Below are 23470 nucleotides of genomic sequence, written 5' to 3'. Positions count from 1 at the left end.
CATCGCTTATAAGTTTCATATCAATATTTTAATTCCCTCTTCCCCGTAACCAGCTGGGGGATAAGCATATCACGTATTTTTCGCAAGACAGCAATATGGCCCCTAATATTATTGATATATTCCTCAACACAACTTGCCTTGCGATTGTATTCATCCAGTATATTTGCCTTTGGCATAACAATACTGATTGTGCTTAAATGACTTGAGCCATAATTTAATTGAGCTGAACCACTCGCAAGCGATCTTATTTTGTTTTGAAATAAAGGGGAAAGCAAATATTGCCTAACAAACCAGATAGGCAATCCATCTTTTATCTCCCTAAATCTAATTACACTTGTATTTAGGCAAAGGGGCAAGTGTTTTTTCCTAATGGTTGCAAGTCTGCCTAGCGTTCCGCTACTTGATATAACGATATCATTTTCTTTTAATAGAAAATGAGAATATTTACGTTCCACTTCCTCAATATCCAAATAATTACATTCATCAATATCGATATCACCATCGCCAATTGTACGAATATTTAAAAATGGGATACCAGAGTCACGATATTGCCAGTTTCTTAGCCCTGGCCCCTCCAGGAAACCAACAACATCCCAAAGCTTCCGTATATTCCACCCCTCCGGAATCATGCCGTATTGAGTGCCGCCATCTACCATTTTGACTTTTTCATGACCAGGGAAATTAAACCTCACAAACCACTCGGAATAAAGCAGCTGGGCCATTTCTTCCAGTATCTTGATCCGCTTTTCGTTGTTTTCGATCAGATCGTCGTAGGCAGAGAGAACGGAGGCGATACGAGTTTGGGCCTTAATTCCCGGCAGTTTTAATTCGAAGTTTTCTATATCATTTTTTGTAAGCGCTTCTCGAGTAGCACCCGTAGTTGCCAAACCCATCAGGGCACGTTTATATAGGGGACTTACCAGGGTATATTTAAGATATTTGCCATCAAGATTTTTTCTATCAGCCCTAATAATGGCAACATGCTGATTAACTCGCGCCGGAACAAGGCAATCAGGAACGGAAGTACATCGGCAAACGGACGCGCCAGTTATATTTAGCAAAACATCGTCTTTTTCAACCGAAACATTATCTAATTGTTCAGCTTGAGAATCGTTGATAAAAGCAAGATCATCATAGCTAAAATTCAAATCATATATATTTTTACTTCTGATCAAAGGCATGCCCTCTTGATGATAAGCTCCTTGCCCACCACGCGGAGTAGCCCCACTACCAATTTTCGTAGTTATATCTTTTAATTTTTCATTATTCCAATTTGCCCTATTTCTTCGCAATTCTTATCCGCTCCATGCCGTGTTTCTCAAATTCTTCCTCATAAACGGCGTTGAGAATTATTTGTCATGATCCTTTTTCTTTATATCCAAAAGCTTTTTCACCTCGCGGTCAAAATCGGAAACATAGTTCTTATCCTGTATTTTTTTGAATTTCTCATACTCCTTCAGCACCAGTGCTTCCGCCACTTCATGGCTGATCTTCCCGGCATTCGTCAATATTTCGTATTCGCTAAATTTAAGAAAGGCGTTAAGTTTTTCCACCCAAGCCCTCATGGTCATTGCCTTGCCACGCGCCGCCTGCATCTCCGCATAATCAAGATACAGGTTACCAATGCGATTCAAATGTTCCAACTCTTTTTTGTCCAGGTAATTTTTGGCAATTACCGCATCGCTTGGCATGATTTTCCCTTGCGGAGAGCGTCTCCAGGAAGTTAGCCCCATTTTGTCTTTTTTACTGCTGGCGCGATCCGTTATAATTTCTGCCGCGGTTTTACCGGTTATAGCAAAATGAAGCTTGTTTTGCACGGTAGCAAAGAATTGTTTACTCTCATACGCTTTTGGCGAATAATCAATCGCGGTCGCGTAAATATCGGTAATTTTTTGATAAAGCCTGCGCTCACTAGTGCGGATATCTTTGATCTCTTCATAAAGCTCATCAAAATATCGAGTGCTAAAACGAGAGCCATATTTCATCCGATTGACATCTAGGGCATAGCCCTTGTGAATGTAGTTTTTTAGAATTCCCGTCGCCCACTGGCGAAACTGCGCGCCTCGCTCGGAGCTTACCCGATAACCCACAGCAAGAATAGCCTCAAGACTATAAAAGGCGGCCTTGCGGGAGACTTCTCTTCCGCCCTCTTTTTGAACTGCCGAGAATTCCTCGGTAGTTGATTTCCGATCAACTTCGTTCTCCCGATAAATATTCTTTAAGTGAAGCGAAATATTATCCGCCGAGCAACCAAAGAGCTCGGCCATTTTCTTTTGAGTCAACCAAATATTCTCTTCGGCGAATAACACTTCAATATTCACTGAACCATCTGACGACTGGTAGAAAGCGATTTGATTGTCCGGTGTTTTTTTCATAAATTATTATAAAACCTCCTGCCAATCTTTAATTATCTTCTTTTCCAATTTGTGCGACTCCTCGGTTAAAGAAGTAAATTCGGCCATCAATTCTTTCATCCGCTTATTAAAATCAACATTGCTGATCTCTTTTTCTACGATCTCTACATAACGTCCCGGATTAAGAGAATAGTCGTTTGCGCGCACTTCATCCAAAATTGCGACTTTACAGCGGCCTTTGATATCCGCATATTGCCCCTCACCTTTTTCCTCGCGATACCGCCGCACAATGCCGGCAATCTCCTGTATCTGCTTATCTGTCCATGTACTATGGGCGCGGTCAATCTCGGTAAAAATATCCTGCGCGTTGATAAAAAGTATCTTTTTCTGCCTCTTTGTCCCGGTTTTTCGTTTATCAAAGAACCACAACGTACAGGAGAGAGTTGCGTTTAAAAACATATTTGTCCCAACCGATAAGATCACATCCACCATCCCGGCATCGATCATTTTCTTGCGGATTTCTTTCTCGGCATGGCCGGCATCAGTTGCGGAATTGGCCATAACAAAACCCGCCCGCCCCCGCGGACCCAGCGCGCTGGCAAAGATCTGCATCCAGAGATAATTAGCATTACTTATCTCCTTTTTGCCGGTCAAGGGTAGACCTAGATAGTAACGGGGGTCGCCCTGAATGCGGGCCGGATCGATCACGATCTGTTTGTTTTTGTCTTTCCCCTTCACGTTGAAAGGAGGGTTAGCAAGCACATAATCAAATTTTCCAACACTTTGAAAAGGGTCATCATAATATGAATTAACTTCGGCAATTTTCCCGGACAGTCCGTGAATAGCCAGATTCATTTTCGCAATGCGAACATTGGTTTCGCCTTTTTCCTGGCCATAGAGCGCGACTTCGTTCATTACCTGCGTCTTCTTTTTATCGTGCGCCTCAACAAAATGTGCCGATTGCACAAACATGCCGCCGCTACCGCAGGCCGGATCAAATATCTTCCCATGATAAGGCTCAATAATCTCCACCAGGAGCTTAACAATCGGCTGTGCGGTAAAAAACTCTCCCCCTTTGGCTCCTTCGGCCCGTGCAAATTCGCCAAGAAAGTATTCGTATATTTCACCGAAAGCATCGCCCTCAATATTATCGGGTATTTGATTAAAGTTCTTAAGAAGAGTAATTAGGATCCGATTGTTTTCATCAGTTTTTTTCGAGAGAGAGGTGTAATCTTGCGGCAAAACCCCGGCCAGATCAGTGTTTTCCGCCTCGATCGCCTTCATCGCCTCATTAACCGCCTTACCGATATTTTTGCTCTCGGCAAGGCTCATTAGGTAGGTATAGGTAGCTATCTCCGGGAGATAAAGAACTCCTTTTGATTTAAAGTGATCAGGCGTCAGCGGAGCCTGGCGATGCGAGCTCTTAGATTTTTTTCGCTCATTCTCCAGCTCCTCCTTGGCTCGCTTGAATCGCACATCGGCAAATTTAAGGAAGATCAGGCCAAGAATCGGTTCAGATATTTCATTAAGTTTTAGTCCGCCGTTAGCCCGCAGTTGAACCGCCGCCGACCAGAGCCTTTCATGTAATTGTTTTCGGTTTTGAATTTTGGGCCTCCCTACTTATTTTACGGCTTTGACGGGGAAAAGCAAGGGGCGGAATGCGGAATTCCACACTCCGCATTCATCATTTAGTCTGCCCACCCCTTAAGCTCCTCCATCATCCCATACTCCGTCATGTCGCAATGGAGCGGCATGATGCCGTCGTCGTTGGTCAATAAGATGCGGGGCTTTCTAGCCATTGCCTAAATATTACTCTCACTGAAAGGGGGATGCAATGGGGGTAAAAGTCAAAAGTAAAAAGTAAAAATGTAAAAATAGGACAAGTCAAAAAGAAAAAATGAACTTTTTGCCTTTTTAATTGCAATTATTTTTTTTCATTTTGCATTTTTACTTTTTCCTTTTGCGGACATCATAATTTGCGACCAGCTCCCCCATCCCCATTCCCTATCCCCCAACGATCCTCCCCACCGCTGCCTGTAGTAACTTCTTATCCGGCAATTCCAACCGATATCTGGAAGCGAAGAGCTTGTTAGATATCCCCCCGAGGGCGTATTCAACCAACACCTGATCTTTTTCCGCTCCCAGGACGATGCCAACAGGCTCGTTATCACCGGTGACCATTTCTTCTTTCTTAAAGTAATTCAGATACAAGTTCATTTGACCAATATCCTGGTGCGTGACCTTGCCCAGCTTAAGGTCGAACAGGACAAAACATTTTAGGATCCGGTGGTAAAAGACCAGGTCGACAGAAAAGTGCTTGTTGTTCAGGCTGATCCGGAATTGTCGGGCCACGAAAGCGAAGCCCCGGCCGAGCTCCAGGAGAAAGGATTGCATATTATCGACGATCTTCTGCTCCAGCTCTTTTTCGGAATGCGAACCATGCTCGGGCAAACCGAGAAACTCCAGAACATATGGGTCTTTGATAATATCATGTGCTGAGACGATGACCTGGCCTCTGGACGCGAGCTTAAGCACCTCTCGCTTAGTTCGACCGATCACCAATCTTTCATATAGCATTGAATCCATCTGGCGCCTCAGCTCTCTAACACTCCACTTATTGGCTATACACTCTTTTTCATAAAATGACCTAACCGGTTGATCATCGAGCGAAAGCAGCTCAATAAGATGCGACCAAGACAAAACGGCAGACACTGTCTGCCAATTCTTATAAGACAAGTAGAAAGTCCTCATATTCAGGACGTTCCTGCGGGAAAATCCTTTGCCGTATTTATCCTTCAGATCGCTGGCCAGCTTGTCTAAGAGCCTTGAGCCGTAGGCCGCTGTTTCCTGCTTTTCTTGTTCATAAATAACTATATGTCGCCCGATCTCCCAGTAGGTTCTGACCAGAATATTGTTTACCTGTTGCCAGACTTTCATTCTGGCCTGGTGCAGCAGCATTCCGATCGAACCGAGTAAAGCTTGATAACTACTTTTTGCCATTTTCCCCATTTCTTTTCCCCCTCCCTTTTCCCCTCCCCGTCACCTTGAAGCCGATCCTTTTCGCTTTCCCCTTGGTCTTCTTTAAATATGCGGCTTTGATCTTAAGACGGTCCTTGGCAGTTTCACCCTCACTGCAGACAAAACTGCCGCAGCCGGCACAATAAGAGTCGATCACGTGGATGATCTCGCCGTTCTCGAGGTAAAGAGAGCGGCGGCGGCTCAAACCGCAACCGCGCCGGCAACGCGGACAATAACTCATGCTTATCCACCTCCCATATTCCGCAATCCGCACTCCGCATTCCGCATTTTGCTTTCAGCAATCTTATTGCCAGGCCTGGCACGAGGAAAAGGGAGTTAAAAACGGCGAAATTTCGTCACTTTCGGCGACGGGTGTATATTCCCGTCCAGCTTATGCTAGAATGTTAGCGTCATGGCGGAAGAGATCATCAAGATGGTGGAAGCTTACGAAGCAGCCGCGCAACGGATCATCTCCGAGGCGGAAAAAGCGCGGCTTCACGCCGTGAATAGTGCCAAACGGCAGGCCGAGGAAATCCTGGCCCAGGCTACCCAGACCGCCCGCGCCGAAAGCGCCGCCCTCCTCCAAAAAGCCCTGGCCGACGCCGCTTTGGAAAAAGCCGCTATCGCCGCCAGGGTCGTCGCCGAAATCGAAACCCTCCGCCGGGAGATCGCCCCCAAACTTAACGAGGCAAAAAGAGTATGCCGGTAGTCCCGATGCTGAAAGTGGCCGTCGGCGGCCACCGCCGGGCCGAGACGGAGATCATCACCTACTTGCAAAAACAAGGAACGATTGAATTGACCGCTTGGCCGGAACAGTCCACCCCAGCCAGTCAAGCCAACCCCCACGAACTGGACATGGTCGAGGTAACTCACGCCATCAACCTGTTAGCCCCCTTGAGCGGAGAGAAAAAAGGTTTTATCGAGAGTTTTGCCCCCTACAAGGAAACGGTTACGGATGAACTCCTCCAGCAAACCGCCCGGGAGTTCGATTGGCGGGCGATCGTCGCTAAGCTCAAAGCGCTGGAAGCCGAACTGGCCAACCTGCGTAATCTCGAACGCACTTTGCTGGCGGAAAGCGCGCAGCTTCAACCGTGGAAACCCCTGCCGGCCAAGCTCGATCAGCTGATCTGCCGGGGAAAAGTTTGCCTCCTGACCGGCGCGATCAAAACGAAAAGCCTGACCAGTTTCCAGGTCGGGTTGGCCAAAGAATTTCCGGCGACCGCTGTTCAGGTCGTCAATTCGGTCCGGGATACGACCTACTTGCTCCTCTGCCATCTAGCGAACGAAAGTGACCGGGTCAACGCATACATTAATAAGGCCGCCTTGACGCGGATCTCGCTCCCTCTTTCCCCCCGCACGCCAGCCGCTGAACTGGTCGAACTATCCCGTCTCCTGGCTGAAAACAGGAACGATCAGCAAGGTATCTGGGACCAGGTCAAAGCCCAGCTTCGTCACCGGACCTCGCTAACTTATATTTATGACCATCTCTACCAGCTAAGCCTGCGGCAGGCGGCCAAGGGAAAAATGGCCCTGACCAGTTCCAGCTTTTTTCTGACCGGTTGGCTCCCGCGGGAAAAGCTGGCGGCTGTCCAGCAAGGCCTGAAGAAAATAACTCCCCTGGCCGAAATAACGGTCAGCACTCCGACCGCCGGCGAAGTCCCCCCCACCCTGATCAAGAACCAGTCGATCTTTTATCCCTTTGAACTCATTACTAGAATTTTCGGCCTCCCCGGCCAGCACGAGATCGACCCGACCGGCCCGCTCGCCTTCTTTTATCTTAGTTTCTTTGCGATCTGCCTCTCGGACGTCGGCTACGGCATTATCTTGGCGCTCGTCTCCTACTATTATTATCGTAAACTGACCCTGTCCGAAGGGGGAAAGAAGCTCCTCCTCCTTCTCTTCTGGGGAGGTTTGGCCACCATAGTCGCCGGAGTGATCACCGGCAGTTATTTTGCCATCGACTCCAGTTTGTTACCACCAGCCTTAAAGCAACTTCAATTGATTGACCCGATCAAGAACCCGCTCAATGTCCTGATCCTCTCGCTCCTGATCGGCATTGGCCAGAACATCACCGGCCTCTCGCTCGGCTTTTACTGGAAGATGAAGAATAAAGAGTATGAGGTCGCGATCTTCGACTACGGTTTCTGGATCTATTTTCTCCTCGCCCTCGTCGCCTACGTGACCTCCGCCGGGACCGGCTCACCATTAACGGGAATCTTCGCCCAGCTCTCCCTCATCGGAGCCGGGCTACTGGTCATCACCCAGGGAAGGAACGAATCGAGTCTGTTGAAAAAGGGTCTTTTCGGCCTCCTTAGCCTTTACAGGACCACCGGCTTCCTCGGCGACACCCTCTCTTATTCCCGTCTCCTGGCGCTGATGATGACGACCTCGATCATCGGTATGGTGATAAATATAATCGCCGGCATGACCAGCGGGATCCCGGTCGTCGGCTACATTATAATGGCCGCTATCTTGGTCATCGGACATCTCTTCAACCTGGTCGTTTCAACCCTTGGCGCCTTTATCCACTCCACCCGCCTCCAGCTGGTTGAGTTCTTCGGCAAGTTCTACCAGGGTGGCGGTCGCGAGTTCCGCCCTTTCCGGCATGAAACCAAGTATGTTATCATTAAGTAAGGAGGAAACCCATTTCCCTCATCTAGTGGCGTTGAGGTTTGTGCCCTTCTCCCAGAGGGAGAAGGGTTTAGGGGCAAAGAGGGAGAAGGGTTTTTAGACAAATTCAAGAATGAAATATACGATTAGTTTAGCTAAATAATCGAAAACCCCTCTCCCTCTGGGAGAGGGGGGATACTTTGCGTCAGCGGGTGAGGGTCGAAGAGGTAAAGTAAGGAGGGAACATCATGGACATTGGCATTGGTTTAGCGGTCGGTGGCGCGGCTTTGGCCGCCTTACTCGCGGGGTGCGGTTCAGCCTGGGGAATAGCGATAGCGGCCGAAGCGGCCGGCGGGGTCCTGACGGAAGACCCGGATAAATTTGGCCGGCTGCTGGTCATGATCGCCCTTCCCGGCACGCAGGGTTTCTACGGTTTCCTGGGCGCTTTCTATATAATGATGAAGATCGGTCTTCTCGCCGGCGGACTACCAGTCTCGCTCAACGCCGGTTTGCAACTTTTCTTCGCCGGTTTACCGGTCGGTGTGGCTGGCTTGATCTCCGGATATTACCAGGGACGCGCCTCGGCGGCCGGGATTTTCCTGATCGCTAAACGGCCGGATGAGACCGGTAAAGCGATCATCCTCCCGGCCATGGTCGAGACCTACGCCGTGCTTGGTTTGCTCGCCACCATCCTGCTCGTCTCCGGCATCAAGCTCTGATGGGTTTAGCCGAGATCGAGCAAGAGATCAACCGCGAGACGACCGCCTCCGCGGCCAAGATCAAAGCTAACGGTGAGGCGGAAGCGGTCAGGATCATCGGTGAAGCTAAGGCGGCGGCCGAGAAACTCCGGCATGAAATGTTAACCGAGGCCCTGCGAGAGGCCGACGAGACAAAAAAAGCGATCGTCGTCCCGGCCCGGTTAGACGCGAAAAAGAAAATGCTGGAAGAAAAACATCGTATACTGGACGAGGTCTTTGCCGGCGTGCCGGATAACATCCGCCAGGCCAGGGAAGCAGAGGCGATCAAAATACTTTATGGATAAATTCGCTTACGCTATCGGCCGGCTCCGTTCTTTGGAAAAAGATCTGCTCGACGAGAGCCGCCTGGTCCGGATAACCGAGGCGCCCGATCTCCAGAGCGCCTATCAGGTCTTGCGTGAGATCCCCCACTACGAGGCGGAACTTGCCTGGACGAAAGCCTTGTTACTCGAATTGGCTCCCGGTAATGAACTAATAACCGCCTTCTGGCACAAATATGAGCCGGGTGTTTCCCTCCAGAACCATATGGCGCTCCTCAAGCAAACTGCCAAGGATAGCGACAGCCTGATCTTTCGCCGTTACGCGAAGGCCTTTATCACTTTGAACTCTCTCAAGCTCGATCTCCTGGCCGGCAAGATTGACGCTGATACGGCGCTGGCCAAATATAAATATAGCGCCCTGGGCCGGGCCGTTACTCCTGGACTTGAAGAGTATAAAAAGACCGGCTCCCTGGCCGCGCTGGAACGGGAAACCGACAACGAATTTCTGACGATCGTCAGGCCGGCCAAATATATGGCGTTCGGGATCGAACCGCTCCTCGGCTTTGCCGTCGCCAAGGAGATAGAGATTAAACTTATCCGCCTGGTCCTGGTCACTAAACAGCTCGGGCTGAAAACCAATGAACTCCGCGGGAGGCTCCGCTTAACTTATGCCTAAGATCGCCTTGATCGGGCCGCGTCCCCTGGTCGCGCCATTGGCCGCGGCGGGGATCGACGTTTTTACCGACTTCAACTCCATTTCCGGCAGCAGTGACTATCCGCTCGTTTTTATTACCGAACGAGAAGCCGTGGAAATGAAAACGGAGATCGCCGCGGCGGAAGCCACCGGGATCAACGTTGTCCTCCTCCCCGATGGGCGCGGTTCAACCGGCGCCGTTCGGGAAGAGCTCGATCGCCTGATCCGACAAGCCACGGGAACCGCCTCATGATCACCAAAGTTGCCGGACCGCTCGTCGTCGCCAGGCTGGAGTCGGCCCGCAAGGGAGACCTGGTCAGGATCGGAGCCAAGCGGCTGATCGGCGAGATCATCGAGCTCCGCGGAGACCTCGCTTCTATCCAGGTCTACGAAGAAACGGCCGGTCTCAAGGTCGGCGACCCGGTCGAAACGACCGGCGCCCCTCTTTCGGTCGAGCTCGGGCCGGGGTTGATCGGTTCTATCTTTGACGGTATCCAGCGCCCGCTCGATGAGATAATGAAACGTTCCGGCGCCTTTATCGGGCGGGGGATCGACGTCCCCTCGCTCTCTCGCGTGATGCGCTGGGAGTTCAAAGCGAGCGTAAAAAAAGGCGATCAAGTTAATCCGGGCGACGTTATCGGCACGGTCGAGGAAACTCCGCTCGTCGCGCATAAAGTGATGGTCCCCGCCGGCCTGGCCGGCCCGGTCGAAGAGATCAAAAGCGGCACTTTTACGGTCGAAGAGACAGTCGCCGTCATCTCCGGACAAAAAATATCCTTACTGCAAAAATGGCCGGTCAGGAAACGCCGCCTGCTGGGCGAGAAATCACCGGTCAAATTGCCGCTGGTCACCGGCCAGCGGATCATCGACACCTTTTTCCCGCTCGGCAAGGGCGGAGCGGCTTGCGTCCCCGGGCCGTTCGGCGCCGGCAAGACCGTTATCCAGCATCAGCTCGCTAAGTGGGCCGATGCCGATATCATCGTCTTTATCGGCTGCGGCGAGCGCGGCAACGAGATGACCGACGTCTTGCTAGAATTCCCCAAATTAAAAGACCCTAAGACCGGCCGGCCGCTCCTGGAGCGGACCGTCCTCATTGCCAACACCTCCAACATGCCGATCGCCGCTCGCGAAGCTTCGGTCTACACCGGCGCCGCCATTGCCGAATATTTCCGCGACATGGGCTACCACGTCGCCCTGATGGCCGATTCCACTTCCCGCTGGGCGGAAGCGCTCCGCGAGATGTCGGGCCGGCTCGAAGAGATGCCGGGGGAAGAAGGTTATCCCGCTTATCTCGGTTCCCGCCTGGCCGACTTTTACGAACGGGCCGGCTACGGGAAGTGCCTCGGCACTCCCGCCCGGGAAGGCTCGCTGACGATCATCGGCTCGGTCTCTCCGCCCGGCGGCGACCTGTCGGAACCGGTGGTGCAAAATACGCTCCGCGTCACCAAGGTTTTCTGGGGACTCGACGAATCGCTGGCGCACAAGCGCCATTTCCCGGCGATCAACTGGCTCCTCTCCTACTCACTCTATCTTGATAATCTGAAAGACTTTTATAGCCGGGAGGTCGCCGCCGACTTCCTGCCAAACCGGGAAAAAGCGCTCAAGCTCCTCGCCCAGGAAGCGGAACTGGAAGAGATCGTCCGGCTGGTCGGACTCGAATCGCTCTCGGCCCAGGACCAGCTGACCTTATTTATAACCAAACTGATCCGGGAAGATTTTCTCTACCAGGCCGCGTTCGACCCGATCGACCAATATACCGAACTAAAGAAACAGCACCTCATCCTCCACCTGATCCTGACCCTGGGGGATCTGGCGGGGGAAGCGATCGCGGAAGGGATCGCCCTGGCCGATATCCAAAAAATAGAAATGATCGGCCGGATCGCCCGCGCCCGGACCTCGCGCTACGAAGAGATCGCCGAACTCGAAACGGCCCTTAAGGAAGAAATGCATACTTTGCGGGGTAAACTCTGATGGTCAAGACGATCGAAATAGCCGGACCGCTGATCCTGCTCGAGGGAGTGACCGGCGCCGCCTACGACGAGCTGGTCGAGATCAAACTCCGCTCCGGCGAGAAACGCCTGGGGAAAGTTCTCGAGCTTGACGGCGATAAGGCTCTTATCCAGGTCTTTGAAGGGACCGAAGGGCTCGATGTTACCACGGTCAATTACCAGTTCCGGGGCCGGGGACTTGAACTCCCGGTCTCGCCCGATATGACCGGCCGGATCTTCTCCGGCCTGGGCCGGCCGATCGATGGCGCGCCGCCGGTCATTCCGGCCAAACGGCTCGATATCAACGGCGAACCGATCAACCCCTACGCCCGCGATTACCCGGACGACTTTATCCAGACCGGCATCTCAACTATCGACGGCTTGAACACTTTAAGCCGCGGACAAAAACTGCCGATCTTCTCGGGTGCTGGGCTGGCCCATTCGCGCCTGGCCGCTCAGATCGCCCGCCAGGCGACCGTGCGGCAGGAGGGCGAAGCTTTCTCCGTCGTCTTTGGCGCCATGGGGATCACCTACGAAGAAGCGGAATTCTTTATCTCAAATTTCCGCCAGACCGGGGCGATCGAGAATTCGGTCCTCTTCATCAACCTCGCATCCGACCCGGCGATCGAGCGGATCGCCACGCCGCGCCTGGCGCTGACCGCCGCCGAGTATCTCGCCTTTGAGCAAGGGCGGCACGTCCTGGTCATCCTGACCGACATGACCAATTACTGCGAAAGCCTGCGCGAAGTTTCCGCCGCCCGGCGCGAGGTCCCCGGCCGCCGCGGCTACCCCGGTTATCTCTACACCGATCTCGGCACCCTCTACGAACGGGCGGGCCGGATCAAAGGTCGTCCCGGCTCGATCACTATGATGCCGATCCTGACCATGCCCGATGACGACAAGACCCACCCGATCCCCGACTTGACCGGTTATATCACCGAAGGGCAGATCATCTTAAGCCGCGACCTGGAACGGAAAGGGATCTACCCGCCGGTCGACCCGCTCCCCTCCCTCTCCCGCTTGCGCGATAAAGCAATTGGCAAAGGAAAAACCAGGGAAGACCATGCCGGCGTGGCCAACCAGTTGTTCGCCGCCTATGCCCGCGGGCGCGAGGTCCGCGAATTGGTCGTTATCCTCGGCGAAGCCGCTCTCTCGGAGCTCGACCGGCAATATTTTAAGTTCGCCGACGCTTTTGAGGAAAAATTCATCCGCCAGGGGGAGAAAGAGAACCGGACGATCGAAACGACCTTGACGATCGCCTGGCAGCTCCTCGCTCTCCTGCCGCGGACCGAGCTGAAACGGATCAAGGACGAGATAATAACCAAATATGCGGATCAGAGTTAACCCGACCAGAATGCAGCTCCTCCGCCTCCGGCGGCGGCTGGAGCTCGCCCGACGGGGCCATAAACTGCTCAAGGATAAATTAGACGGCCTCGTCCAGCGCTTCTTCACCCTAAAAAAAGATTATCTCGAATTGCGCGACCGGCTGGAACCGGAGCTGGCCAAGATCTTCGGCCAGGCTGCTTTCGCCTATGCTTTGTCAGCCCCGGAAGTATTTGCCACTGACGTTCAACAGCCAACGGTCTCGCTCGACACGACCGTTAGAAGTATTATGGGGGTACGGATCCCGGATTATCATTTGAAAGTCGAAGGGGAACCAGTTTTTAACGATTTGCTTTCCTCGGTCGAACTACGGGAAGCGGCCTCCGGGTTCAGCGCCATCCTCCCCGAATTGGTCAGGTTGGCGGCGCTTAGCCAGTCGCTCCGGCTGGTCGCCGGACAAATTATCGAAACACGGCGGCGGGTAAATGCGCTAGAATATATCCTGATCCCGGAACTTGACCGGAACGCCCGCTTGATCGTGATGAAACTGTCGGAGCAGGAAAGAAGCAGTAAGGTTATTTTATTGAAATTGGGAGGCTGAACATGCAGGAAAAGATCAAAGCGGAAATAAAGGAAAGCATCGCGGTCAAGACCGAGGTGCTGAAATCGCTCGTCCCAGCGATCGAAAAAGCGGCCCGGACCATGATCGAAGCGCTCAAGACAGGCAATAAAATCCTTTTCTTCGGTAACGGCGGTTCGGCTGCCGACGCCCAGCATCTCGCCGCCGAACTGGTCGGCCGTTTCTTAAAAGACCGGGCGGCCCTCCCCGGCCTCGCCCTGACGACCGACACCTCGATCCTCACCGCCCTCTCCAATGATTTTGGTTTTGAAACGGTCTTCGCCCGCCAGGTGGAAGCGCTGGCCAAGCCGGGCGACGTCGCTTTTGGGATATCAACTTCCGGGAATTCGAAAAACGTCTTGACCGCGCTGGAGAAAGCGCGGGAAATGAACTGTAAGACGATCGGCCTGCTCGGCTGTGACGGCGGCCGGATCGCCGAGGTCGTTGACGTCTCGATCACCGTCCCCTGCCGCGCCACTCCCCGGGTCCAGGAGAGCCACATTACTATCGGCCATATCCTCTGCGGCCTGGTCGAACAGGAGCTCTTTCCGGCATGAAAAAACACCGACCGGAAGATCTAAAATCCTCACCCCTTTCTTGCGACTTCGTCGCAATTCATTCCCCTCTCCATCGAAGATGGAGAGGGGTCTACACTCTGGTAGAGATGAGGTGAGGAAGAAGATCTTCATCACCGGTGCCTCGGGCTGCGTCGGGCATTATTTATTCGACGAGCTGGCCAACCTTCCTGACACCGAACTTATTCTCCTGGTCAGGAACCCGGCCAAGCTGAAGTTCGATCCGCGGCAATATCCAAACGTCACCTTGATCGTCGACGACCTCAAGAACATCGCTAGTCACGCCGCGGTCGTCCAGCAAGCCGATCAGGTCGTCCATCTGGCGGCCGATTGGGGCGGGAACGAGGGGAATTACGATTACACCCTCTCCTTTTTTCAACTTCTCGATCCGGCTAAATGCCGCAAAGTGATCTATTTCTCCACCGCCAGCATTTTGGGCCAGGATAATAAAGTAACGGACGCGGCCGAGAAATTCGGCACTCATTATATCCGGAGCAAATACCGGATATATAAGAAACTGCCGGAACTGAAGATGGCCGGGAAGATCATCACCCTCTTCCCGACCTGGGTGATCGGCGGCGACGCCAAACATCCCTACTCCCACGCGGCCGAAGGGATCGTCGGGATCAAACCGTGGTTAAAACTGGTCCGTTTCTTCACCGTCGACGCCAGCTTCCATTTTATCCACGCGCGCGACATGGCCCGGATGACCAAATACTTGCTGGACAACGATCTGCCGGCCAAAGAATATGTTCTGGGTAACGCGCCGTTGACCGCAGGAGAGCTGATCAAACAGATCTGTAACTACTGGGGGGTTAAGGTTTTCTGGCAACTGCCGATCGGTTTGCCGCTGGTCCAGTTCCTCGCGCGCGTCACCGGACGGAAATTCCACCCCTGGGACCTCTATTGCCTCAACCACCGGCACTTCGTTTACCGGACGGTCAACGCGGCCAGTTTCGGTTTAAGCGGCGGGCTGGAAACAGTCGCGGCCCTGCTTAGGTCCTTCCGAACTTCCGCCTAGCCGCCGAGAGTAATTCTTTCTCCCCTTGATCCAGCTTCATTAACAAGACAAGTGACGCGTAGAGGGTGACATAGCCGGCCGCTAACACCGCTAACTTCATCCAGGGGAGCGCCCCGCCCAGCGGAAAAACGAACTGCCAAACCAGCCCTGAAATGGCCGCCGCACAGATAGGTTTAAGCAAGTAGAAACTATACGGAGTAAAGCCGACGATCCGATACGATTGGTATAGGCGCAAAAGATTAACGACCACAATAGCCGAAGCGACCGCGATCGCCGCCCCGATGATCCCGTAACCGGGGATCAGCCAAACCCCCAGCCCGGCAATGACCGCCAAATAAGCCAGCTGGTTCAGCAAGCTCCACCAGCTTTTGCCGGTCATATTTATTATCACCTGGGTGGCGCTCGTCCCGTATTCAAAGAGATAGCCAACCGCGACAATGACCAAGGCGACAGAGCCGGCGGCAAACTTCTCGCCAAATAACCCCAGGACCGCTCCGGGATAGAAGATGAAAAGATAGGAGAACGGGAGGGTCAAGATAAAGATCCAGCGAGTGATCGCTTTGTAAAGTGAATTAAGTGTCGTCATATCTCTTTCGACATAAAGCTTGGCGACCATGGGCCGGAAGACGAAGTTGAGCCCGGTCAGGATAACCTGCGAGATCGCCGCTAATTTCAGGACGACGCCGAAGATGCCGACTTGAGTGACCGCCAGGAAGAAGCCGGTCAAGATCAAAATTGCCCGCTCCCCTCGTGCCAGGTTAAGCGGCAAGAATGGGAGGGAATAGAATAAAAGCGACCGCTTCTCCCCACCCGTCAGGTCACCGCTAAACAGCACCTTACCCCACAGCCGGCGAATGACCAGGAGCCCAAGGACGATCATCAACAAGCCGACCAAGAGCTCCGTGCCGACCAAGGCGATAGCCTTCGTCCCGATCAGGATAAACAATAAAAGGATCGTCACCCGAAGTATTGGGCGGACGATGTCGCCATAAATTATCCCCTCGACGATCTTGAAGCGGGCAACACAATACTTATACAGGACCGGCCAGAACAAGCCGAGCGGCAAGGCCACCGAACAGAGCCGCAGCAACCCGATCAATTCCGGCTTATTGAAATAAGCGGTGATCTGCGGAGCAAAGAGAAACAAAAGACAACCGAGGATGACGGCGTTAGTCAGGGTGAAACGGAGGACAAAACGGAAGAGCGGCAGTGACTTATTCATCCCTTTTTCCGCTTCGAATCTCGGCCCGTAATAGATCAACCCCTGTCCGGTGCCGCAATCGGCGAACTCCCCCAAGAGACTGGCGATAGCAAAGACCCAGTAGTAAGCGCCAAGATTCCCGGCACCGAGGAGATGTGACGCGAGCAAGAGGAAAACATAGCTAAGCGAGTAATTGATCGCGTCGCCGGCCAGGCTGAAGAGCCCTCCCTTGGCGACCAGTTTCAGCGCTTTCACTTCCGGACCACTATCATCACCTTCCGTCCAGTGGTGATGTTATCTTTACTCCCGGCCCAGTCATGGATGGCGTTGTAAGCGACCGCGTATTTATAGCGATAACCGTCACCCCGCTTCGTCCCCGGGTCGTTGGTGATGAATTCACCGGTCGTCTCATCATAGCCCTTGAAGACCAGGAAATGGTAGGCCGGCCCCGGCTGGCGGTAATACTTATTCCCCAATAGACGTCCGGCCATAGGCGCCAGCACCAAGTTCCCTGTTCCTAGTTCCCGCTTGATATCCTCAACGTTAAACTTGTAGACGACCTCATAATTCTTGAACTTATAATAATCGGCCATCAATTTAGCTGTCTGCTTAGCGGTCAGATCATGGTGGCCGCCGTATTTCTTCTCCTGGAACTTAACCAGGCCCAGTATCTCCTGGTTGCCCGCTTCCTTGTCCAGCGGGTACGCTTTGACGTAATGGAGGGCGATCACGATCGCCGCTTCCTCGCAGGCGTCCTGCCACGGCTGGGCCCAGTTGCCGAACGGCGCCTGGCAGAGAAAAGGGACCTCGAGCTCGACTTTTTGCGGGGGGCCGTCAGCCGCCCAAGCCGGCAGATATAGGAGGAGAACACAGATCACGGAACAGAGCACTTGAAGCATGGGAATATGATAGCATAATTATTTTTTCTCTTCGATCAAAGGCGGCGCGCCGCATAACAGCACTTCTTTTCTTTTAGCAAAACCGGGCGAGACGCCGACGATATCTTCCAGTAGCCTTACTGTCCGCATCCTTTCAGGATAAAGCAAACTGCCATCCCTTTTCCGAATAACAACGGGGCTGCTTAAATAGGGAACGAGTTCTTCCATCACTGAAGCATGTGTCTTGGGATTTAAAATAATATAAGAAATAACTGCTTTCCTTAATTCGGGCTTGATCCCCTCCTTCAGCGCATACTTTGCCAGCTGGGCCGGCGTTAGTTTGCCGTAATAAGCCAGGTAAATCTTGCCTGCCGTCGTGCGGAACGGCACGCTCCAGGCAACAAACTTGCTTTTTATATTACCAGTCCAACTCATGATAAAATCCTCAAGCTTATTTTCTGTTGATTTGCCGGTAAATTTCAATCAATCACGCGCCACGCAATTATATTACGCAGATTGAAAACCGTCTGACATTCTGATATCCTTGTAATGACTAATGTCTAATTTCTAATGACTAATTGATGAAAATATTTTAATCCGGATTTTAATTAAATACATTCATTAGTCATTATGTCATTAGTAATTAGTCATTTTCTTGTGGCCCCATTGTCTAACGGTTAGGACGCGGCCCTCTCAAGGCCGAGGCAGGGGTTCGATTCCCCTTGGGGCTATTTTCCTTTTTTCTTCGTTGATCCCTTGGCTTTGATCCGTTTGACTTCCAAGGTCACGTATCTCTTTTTATTCTTTATGGCGAGATAAGGCAACAGGTGGGACAAGACCTGCTCGGCGGTCGCCTTGCGAACAATACCCCTGGAACTGGTCTGCTCCCAGTGGGCCTTCTTTTTCCTCCAACTCTGAACCTTGCCTCCGCTGGTTATGAAATTAATTACGCACTCCGAGTTCTTCACTGTTCTGTTTCTCAAATAATAACTGCTATTCATTATACTATAGTTGTCCTTGCTTTAGTTGGGCATATTAACAATTATCAGCTAACTTCCTTCAAAACCTGCAACTTTTCGCCGCCCGGCTGGCGATTTTTCGTCATATCACCCCTAATACCCAATTCTACGGCTCGGATGTCCTAATGCGTTTTTCCAATATTTAACAGTAAATATTAGGGCTTTAGAGAAAAACCCTGGCCTGCCTACCGGTAGACAGGCCTTCGTGCTTATCCGGCAATAAGATTGCTGTAACTTCATCCGAGGAGGTAGCGCAATGAGTGAATTAATGCCGATTGAAAGGATCGAGAATCGGATTTACTTGATCAGGGGACATAAAGTACTGCTGGATAGGGATCTGGCCCAGTTATACGGGGTTGAAACTAAATATCTAAATCGCCAGGTAAAAAGGAACTTATCAAGGTTCCCGGCCGAATACATGTTCCAGTTAACTGAAAAAGAGAAAGCTAAGGTGGTGACAAATTGGCACCACCTTAGCAGCCTAAGATTTTCACACCAACTGCCCTACGCCTTCACTGAGCACGGAGTGGCAATGTTATCGGCTGTGCTGAACAGCCCTCGCGCAGTTAAGGTTAGCATTTTGATCATTAACACCTTTATTCGTCTGCGGCAGTTGCTGGCCGGGAATAAAGAGTTAGCCAAGAAAATCGAAAAACTAGAGGTTAAACATTCAAAGCATGAACTGGAGATTACAACTATTTTCAAGGTACTCAAAAAGCTCTTGGCGCCGCCACCTCCTCCCCCGGCAAAGAAAATTGGCTTTATACAATGAATACATTAGTAGTTTTACCCTTGCCGGTTATCCGATAAACGAGTAAAATAAGAGTGTTATGGGGCAATTCAAAGCAACAAAAACGCCGCTGGACGGAATATTGGTCATCGAGCCAAAGGTCTTCAGCGACGACCGCGGATTCTTCATGGAGTATTACAATATCAATAGTTTTGCCGAGTTCGGCCTGACCGACAAGTTCATCCAGGATAACCATAGCCGCTCCAAAAAAGGAGTGGTGCGCGGCCTCCATTACCAGATCCACCCCTCACCTATGGGCAAGTTGGTCAAATGCGTCCGGGGAAAAATATTTGACGTCGGCATCGATATCCGTAAAGGCTCACCAACTTTTGGCCAGTGGTACGGGGAGATACTCTCCGGCGACAACCATAAGATGCTCTACTTCCCGCCCGGTTTCGCCCACGGTTTCATGGCGCTTGAGGACCAGAGTGAAGTCATCTATAAATGCACCGCGGTCTACAGCCCCGGCGACGAGCGGGCGATCGTCTGGAACGATCCCGCGATCGGCATCAAGTGGCCGCTCGACCTGATCGGCAAACCGGTCGTTAACGCGAAGGACTCCCAAGCTCCACTCTTTAAGGACGCGGAAACCAACTTCAGCTGGAATGCCTAAGTTTTGCAAACTGGTCGTCTTTGTTCCACTCTCCCACCTGGAAAAGATCCGCGCAGCCCTTTGCGCGGCCGGCGCCGGTAAGATCGGCCAGCATTACGATAATTGCACTTTCTACACCATCGGGACCGGGACTTTCCGCCCGCTCAAAGGAGCCAAACCTTTCCTCGGCCAAATAGGCAAGGTCACCCGGGTCAAGGAAGCCCGCCTCGAAACGATCGTTCCCCGGACCAGGCTGAAAAAAGTTATGGCTGCCCTGAAAAAAGCCCACCCCTACGAAGAGCCGGCCTACGACCTTATTGTTTTGCTCTAACCATCTTGATCGCTTCGCTTAAAGAATTTACGCCACTCCTCGTCGATCGTTTGGATCCGTTTAACGCTGACCGGCCGGCCCTCATATTTCACCGGATAGGTTTGCCACCCGCCAGCTACCTCCGCCACGATCTTGAACCGGTCAAGCAGAGACATATCCTGGGGATAAATCCCTTGCGGCAAAGATAAGCTGACCACTTCCCGGCTGGTCCATTTGGCGATCAATTGACAAGAGCGGTCCAAACTCCGCCGGGCGGCGGCCGGGCTCATCAGGTCAAAACGATCGTGGGAGTAAGTGTGACAGCCAACTTCCAGCCCCCACTCCGCCAGCTCCCGCAATTTCCTGGCGGCCGAAGCGGGTTGGCCAAATAAGTTGCGGTCGGCTGAACTCGTTTCGATCAGCACAAAAAAAGTCGCTTTCAGCGGCCAGTCAGAATGTTTGGCTTGGAAGGACTTTAAAATGCCGACGGCGCAATCGGGATCCAGTTGTCCGTTGGGCAAATAGCGGAATTGGCCGGACGAAGAGTCGTCAAAGGTCAGGACGACCGGTTTTTTCCCCGGCTTAAGCCCCGGGAAACCGGCCAGAATATCGCGGAGGTTGAACGGCTGATAACCGTTCTTATAGAGCCAGTCCAGGTCCTGCCGGAACTTGGCCGGGGTCCTCTGCCAGCGCCCTTCCGGCCGGCCGATCAAGTGGTATTCGAGAATGGGGAATTTTTCGGCAGCAGAGATCGAAGCGAAGTAACACAACAGGCAGAGGACCAGGCAGAAGCTAAGCTTTTTCATAATGGTACCGGTCGACCCTATCGTCCCGCCCCTTTTCGTCTCCCGGTCGATCTCCCGATCTCTCTGCCAGTAGCGTCCCGGTTCTTGCCCGCGTCCGCGAGCACTTTTTGCGCGGCTGCGTCGATCTTGGCGGCATAGGCAGCCAGCTCTTCCCGATCTTTGGCTATCCTACCCAGATGCGCGTCGATCTTCGCCAGATATTGTCTTTCGGTCAGAACTTTCGGGGTCGTGCCGCTCACCGTTGCTTTTAAGTCTTTTAATATCTGATCAATGTGTTCAATTACCAATTCCATTCCCGGTTCGGATATGTCCATAGTAGCTTGGCTGATCCTGTCCATTTCAGCAGCTAAATCTTCATCTTCCCTGGCGGCCCCGGCGTTCCGCCGATTGGCGGCCGCGCGGAGGCCCAGGCTACGGACTCGGATCAGGACGTTGGCCGTATCGGTCAATATTTCATCCGAGGTTTGAAGCAAGCTTATGGTGTCCGCAACAGTGTGGGACGACCTGTCCAGCGCTTCTATTGCCGCCTTTTGCTTTTCCGCAATGCCAAGTCCCTCGGCATCGTCGCTGGCCGAGTCAAGGCGATCTCCGCTGGAAAGCCGGTTAAAACTTGTCTGAAGGGCGAGCTGCGTTTTTGACAACGCACGCTGGGCATTAAGCGATGAAGTGTTTGTATTTACGACAAGCGCCGCGTGCCCGATCTTGGCGCCGGCGGCTAAAACCGCGGCCAACAATACTATGAGCGCAAAAGTAAAAATTATATTCTTTTTCATATCGTTCTAGTTGGCTGGCAGCATTTGAAAATATTCGAACAGATTTCCTTATCTGATGGGCGGCGATTGCCGCCGTCCAATCGCCGCCCAACATTGTTGCGACCTTTTCGGATTGGACGATTTCAAGTTTTTCTACAAATTACACTATTTATGAGTTTCATTTGCTCTGCGCTTCGCGCAGTTGGCGGCAAATTCTTTTAATTTCTACATTAAAAGGGGATATCTTCAACGACATCAGCAGCCACTTCTATTAAGTCATTAGATTTTTCTAATGATAGAGCCCCAGCTATGCTTTCAACAAATTCAGGTTTGCAATCTTTAATTTGTTCAGATAGTATTTTGGCTTTTAATACTTTATCTTCGTCAATATTATTTTCAGCCGCAGAGTATCCATCGATATTGTTTCTTAAGTAGCTCTCGTAGTCCTTGCCAAAATAGCCATATTTTTTGTTCTGATCTACGGTAAAAGTCCTTTCATCGTGATTCATGTCAGTTTCATTGATATTAAATGTCCCTGAAATGTCTTTGTTGCCTTTTTTTGACTTATCAGCGTCGAAGAGACAAAAACATTCGTAATCATAAGACTTAAATAATCTAAAGTTTCTTGATATTTGCGCCTTCCCTTTACAATTAATTATTTCAACACCGTTACGAATTAAATCATAACCAGAATTATGAAAGTAGTTTGGCAAAGCAAAAAGCTCTGTTTCTCCCTCGACGAGCAATATCTTTCTAGCAAAGAAGCCCCGAAGCTGATCGTAGAAAGTCTTTGTTCTGTAGAACTGCAGGATGTTGTCTTCTTTTGTTTTAACTTGATCAGCCTGTAATTGTATACATGATTCGGCTAAGGTTTTAGCGGTATGTTGCTTAACCTTTGTAATCCCGTCCTCTTTATATACCTTTACAAAACCTTCGAGGTTTTCTATATCTAAGAATTCCGGAGAATGGGTTGTTACTACAACCTGAACGCCACTTTTTGATATACTTGAAATATTCTTTGCCAACCATTTTTGAGCAATGGGGTGTAGATGCGACTCTGGTTCTTCTATCCCCAGTATAAAGTTCTCGCCCTTAAATGTTTCTGCATAGGCTTTAACAAAAGACATTAGTAATATTTGCTGTTCGCCGGTACCAAATTCATCAAACGATCGGCTATTCTTTCCTTCTTTGGCAATTATTCGCAATGAATTAAAATAGTTGTTGGGGTCGTAGGCAGAAAGATCTATTTCAAGTTTATGCTCAAACCCATCAATATTGCTTTCAAATGCTTTTTGTAGCCTTTCATGGAATTGTTTGTATTCAGGAACGGTTTCAAAAGTTGATTTAATATGTTCGAAATGTTCCGTTAGTGTATTTTTAACCGCTTGTTGCATGACCTCATGCATTTTCCTCGCCATTTTACTTAAAATACTATATTGGCTAAAATAACTTAATTGCCTACTAATATCGCGAGTTGCGTCAATAAGAATGAACTGGCATTTCCCTTTATCATCGTTACTAAGAAAGATCTTTTTCTCGTTGTTTGTGCCAGCAGGATAATGAAAGGTATTTTCAGTTTTTCCATTAGTTGTTTTATTTGTTGAAAAACAAACTACATTTGTAGCTGGGTTGTAGTTATTGCCTAAATAAAAGTTCTCATCAAAACAAGCAGTAAACGAAATATTGGGATAATCTTTACTATCCCTAAAGAAATAGTCGCTATCATGAAAATCAAAATATGAGGCATGTTTTTCGCCAAGCATGCAGTCCAAAGCTTTTAATATATTTGACTTTCCAACATTATTTGGCCCAAAAAGGATAACTGGAGTATTGTCTGGAAAATCAACCTCAACTCTTTCAATAGATCTAAAGTGGTCAATTGTGAATTTAGTTAGTCTCATA

26 protein-coding genes and 1 tRNA gene are annotated in these 23470 nt (G+C 51.0%); 15 read left to right on the top strand and 12 right to left on the bottom strand.

What is annotated here, in order from left to right:
* Window positions 1–20 precede the first annotated feature (20 nt).
* The 5 genes from WC903_04385 to WC903_04365 all read right to left on the bottom strand — a co-directional run bounded on the left by WC903_04385 (window position 21) and on the right by WC903_04365 (window position 5613).
* A complete protein-coding gene (locus tag WC903_04385) occupies window positions 21–1292 on the bottom strand; it encodes a restriction endonuclease subunit S (GenBank protein MFA5893179.1) in 1272 nt (423 codons plus the stop codon).
* Window positions 1293–1349: 57 nt separating this feature from the next.
* Window positions 1350–2375, bottom strand: coding sequence for a virulence RhuM family protein (locus WC903_04380; protein MFA5893178.1), 1026 nt, complete (start codon window positions 2373–2375; stop codon window positions 1350–1352).
* 6 nt (window positions 2376–2381) lie between these two features.
* A complete protein-coding gene (locus WC903_04375) occupies window positions 2382–3959 on the bottom strand; it encodes a class I SAM-dependent DNA methyltransferase (GenBank protein MFA5893177.1) in 1578 nt (525 codons plus the stop codon).
* 399 nt (window positions 3960–4358) lie between these two features.
* Entirely contained in the window at window positions 4359–5354 is a 996-nt protein-coding gene (locus WC903_04370; protein MFA5893176.1) for a PDDEXK nuclease domain-containing protein, read from the bottom strand.
* Window positions 5341–5613: a hypothetical protein gene (locus WC903_04365; GenBank protein MFA5893175.1), complete on the bottom strand. Its 273-nt coding sequence runs from the start codon at window positions 5611–5613 to the stop codon at window positions 5341–5343. Before WC903_04365 ends, WC903_04370 begins: the two co-directional genes overlap by 14 nt.
* A gap of 171 nt (window positions 5614–5784) precedes the next feature.
* Here WC903_04365 and WC903_04360 point away from each other — a divergent pair, with 171 nt between their 5' ends.
* From WC903_04360 to WC903_04310, 11 genes are all read left to right on the top strand, one after another.
* Complete coding sequence (locus tag WC903_04360) at window positions 5785–6081, top strand: hypothetical protein (GenBank protein ID MFA5893174.1); 297 nt, start codon at window positions 5785–5787, stop codon at window positions 6079–6081.
* The gene (locus WC903_04355; GenBank protein MFA5893173.1) at window positions 6072–8006 is read left to right on the top strand and encodes a V-type ATPase 116kDa subunit family protein; all 1935 of its coding nucleotides are present in this window, start codon (window positions 6072–6074) and stop codon (window positions 8004–8006) included. Before WC903_04360 ends, WC903_04355 begins: the two co-directional genes overlap by 10 nt.
* 224 nt (window positions 8007–8230) lie before the next feature.
* Window positions 8231–8701: a V-type ATP synthase subunit K gene (locus WC903_04350; protein ID MFA5893172.1), complete on the top strand. Its 471-nt coding sequence runs from the start codon at window positions 8231–8233 to the stop codon at window positions 8699–8701.
* Window positions 8701–9024, top strand: coding sequence for a V-type ATP synthase subunit E family protein (locus WC903_04345; GenBank protein ID MFA5893171.1), 324 nt, complete (start codon window positions 8701–8703; stop codon window positions 9022–9024). The genes WC903_04350 and WC903_04345 overlap by 1 nt, the downstream gene beginning before the upstream one ends.
* Window positions 9017–9676, top strand: a complete 660-nt coding sequence (locus WC903_04340) for a V-type ATPase subunit (GenBank protein ID MFA5893170.1) — start codon at window positions 9017–9019, stop codon at window positions 9674–9676. Before WC903_04345 ends, WC903_04340 begins: the two co-directional genes overlap by 8 nt.
* Window positions 9669–9947: a hypothetical protein gene (locus tag WC903_04335; protein ID MFA5893169.1), complete on the top strand. Its 279-nt coding sequence runs from the start codon at window positions 9669–9671 to the stop codon at window positions 9945–9947. Before WC903_04340 ends, WC903_04335 begins: the two co-directional genes overlap by 8 nt.
* Window positions 9944–11665, top strand: a complete 1722-nt coding sequence (locus WC903_04330; protein MFA5893168.1) for a V-type ATP synthase subunit A — start codon at window positions 9944–9946, stop codon at window positions 11663–11665. Before WC903_04335 ends, WC903_04330 begins: the two co-directional genes overlap by 4 nt.
* Window positions 11665–13026 (top strand): V-type ATP synthase subunit B, encoded by a 1362-nt coding sequence (locus WC903_04325; GenBank protein ID MFA5893167.1) that lies wholly within the window; start codon window positions 11665–11667, stop codon window positions 13024–13026. The genes WC903_04330 and WC903_04325 overlap by 1 nt, the downstream gene beginning before the upstream one ends.
* Window positions 13010–13606, top strand: a complete 597-nt coding sequence (locus tag WC903_04320) for a V-type ATP synthase subunit D (GenBank protein MFA5893166.1) — start codon at window positions 13010–13012, stop codon at window positions 13604–13606. The genes WC903_04325 and WC903_04320 overlap by 17 nt, the downstream gene beginning before the upstream one ends.
* A gap of 2 nt (window positions 13607–13608) precedes the next feature.
* On the top strand, window positions 13609–14181 hold the full coding sequence (locus WC903_04315; protein ID MFA5893165.1) for a D-sedoheptulose 7-phosphate isomerase: 573 nt from the start codon (window positions 13609–13611) through the stop codon (window positions 14179–14181).
* A 112-nt stretch (window positions 14182–14293) separates the two neighbouring features.
* Complete coding sequence (locus tag WC903_04310; protein MFA5893164.1) at window positions 14294–15220, top strand: NAD(P)-dependent oxidoreductase; 927 nt, start codon at window positions 14294–14296, stop codon at window positions 15218–15220.
* Here WC903_04310 and WC903_04305 read toward each other — a convergent pair.
* From WC903_04305 to WC903_04295, 3 genes are read right to left on the bottom strand one after another with little or no spacing between them, the layout of a single operon-like run.
* Window positions 15195–16676, bottom strand: coding sequence for a polysaccharide biosynthesis C-terminal domain-containing protein (locus WC903_04305; GenBank protein MFA5893163.1), 1482 nt, complete (start codon window positions 16674–16676; stop codon window positions 15195–15197). The genes WC903_04310 and WC903_04305 overlap by 26 nt on opposite strands.
* On the bottom strand, window positions 16673–17320 hold the full coding sequence (locus tag WC903_04300; protein ID MFA5893162.1) for a C39 family peptidase: 648 nt from the start codon (window positions 17318–17320) through the stop codon (window positions 16673–16675). Before WC903_04300 ends, WC903_04305 begins: the two co-directional genes overlap by 4 nt.
* Window positions 17321–17338: 18 nt before the next feature.
* A complete protein-coding gene (locus WC903_04295) occupies window positions 17339–17734 on the bottom strand; it encodes a hypothetical protein (GenBank protein MFA5893161.1) in 396 nt (131 codons plus the stop codon).
* A 224-nt stretch (window positions 17735–17958) separates the two neighbouring features.
* On the opposite strand from WC903_04295, the gene WC903_04290 reads away from it, so the two are divergent.
* Window positions 17959–18030, top strand: a tRNA-Glu gene (locus WC903_04290).
* Here WC903_04290 and WC903_04285 read toward each other — a convergent pair.
* Window positions 18028–18267 carry a hypothetical protein gene (locus WC903_04285; GenBank protein ID MFA5893160.1) on the bottom strand — a complete coding sequence of 80 codons (240 nt, stop codon included), beginning with the start codon at window positions 18265–18267 and terminating at the stop codon, window positions 18028–18030. The genes WC903_04290 and WC903_04285 overlap by 3 nt on opposite strands.
* Window positions 18268–18574: 307 nt before the next feature.
* Here WC903_04285 and WC903_04280 point away from each other — a divergent pair, with 307 nt between their 5' ends.
* The 3 genes from WC903_04280 to WC903_04270 are packed head-to-tail and all read left to right on the top strand — an operon-like array spanning window position 18575 to window position 20031.
* A complete protein-coding gene (locus WC903_04280) occupies window positions 18575–19090 on the top strand; it encodes an ORF6N domain-containing protein (GenBank protein MFA5893159.1) in 516 nt (171 codons plus the stop codon).
* A 58-nt stretch (window positions 19091–19148) separates the two neighbouring features.
* Complete coding sequence (gene rfbC, locus WC903_04275) at window positions 19149–19721, top strand: dTDP-4-dehydrorhamnose 3,5-epimerase (protein MFA5893158.1); 573 nt, start codon at window positions 19149–19151, stop codon at window positions 19719–19721.
* Window positions 19714–20031, top strand: coding sequence for a YqfO family protein (locus WC903_04270; GenBank protein MFA5893157.1), 318 nt, complete (start codon window positions 19714–19716; stop codon window positions 20029–20031). The genes rfbC and WC903_04270 overlap by 8 nt, the downstream gene beginning before the upstream one ends.
* On the opposite strand, the gene WC903_04265 is transcribed toward WC903_04270, so the two are convergent.
* From WC903_04265 to WC903_04255, 3 genes are all read right to left on the bottom strand, one after another.
* A complete protein-coding gene (locus tag WC903_04265) occupies window positions 20028–20816 on the bottom strand; it encodes a polysaccharide deacetylase family protein (protein MFA5893156.1) in 789 nt (262 codons plus the stop codon). The two genes, WC903_04270 and WC903_04265, sit on opposite strands and share 4 nt — an antisense overlap.
* Window positions 20817–20833: 17 nt before the next feature.
* On the bottom strand, window positions 20834–21589 hold the full coding sequence (locus tag WC903_04260) for a hypothetical protein (protein MFA5893155.1): 756 nt from the start codon (window positions 21587–21589) through the stop codon (window positions 20834–20836).
* A gap of 209 nt (window positions 21590–21798) precedes the next feature.
* A complete protein-coding gene (locus WC903_04255) occupies window positions 21799–23469 on the bottom strand; it encodes an AAA family ATPase (GenBank protein ID MFA5893154.1) in 1671 nt (556 codons plus the stop codon).
* Window position 23470 lies beyond the last annotated feature (1 nt).

The organism is Candidatus Margulisiibacteriota bacterium (assembly GCA_041658645.1).
Taxonomy (GTDB): Bacteria; Margulisbacteria; WOR-1; order O2-12-FULL-45-9; family XYB2-FULL-48-7; genus JBAZZV01.
Note: the sequence above shows the minus strand (reverse complement) of the source record. Positions and strands in the feature narration are given on the sequence as shown.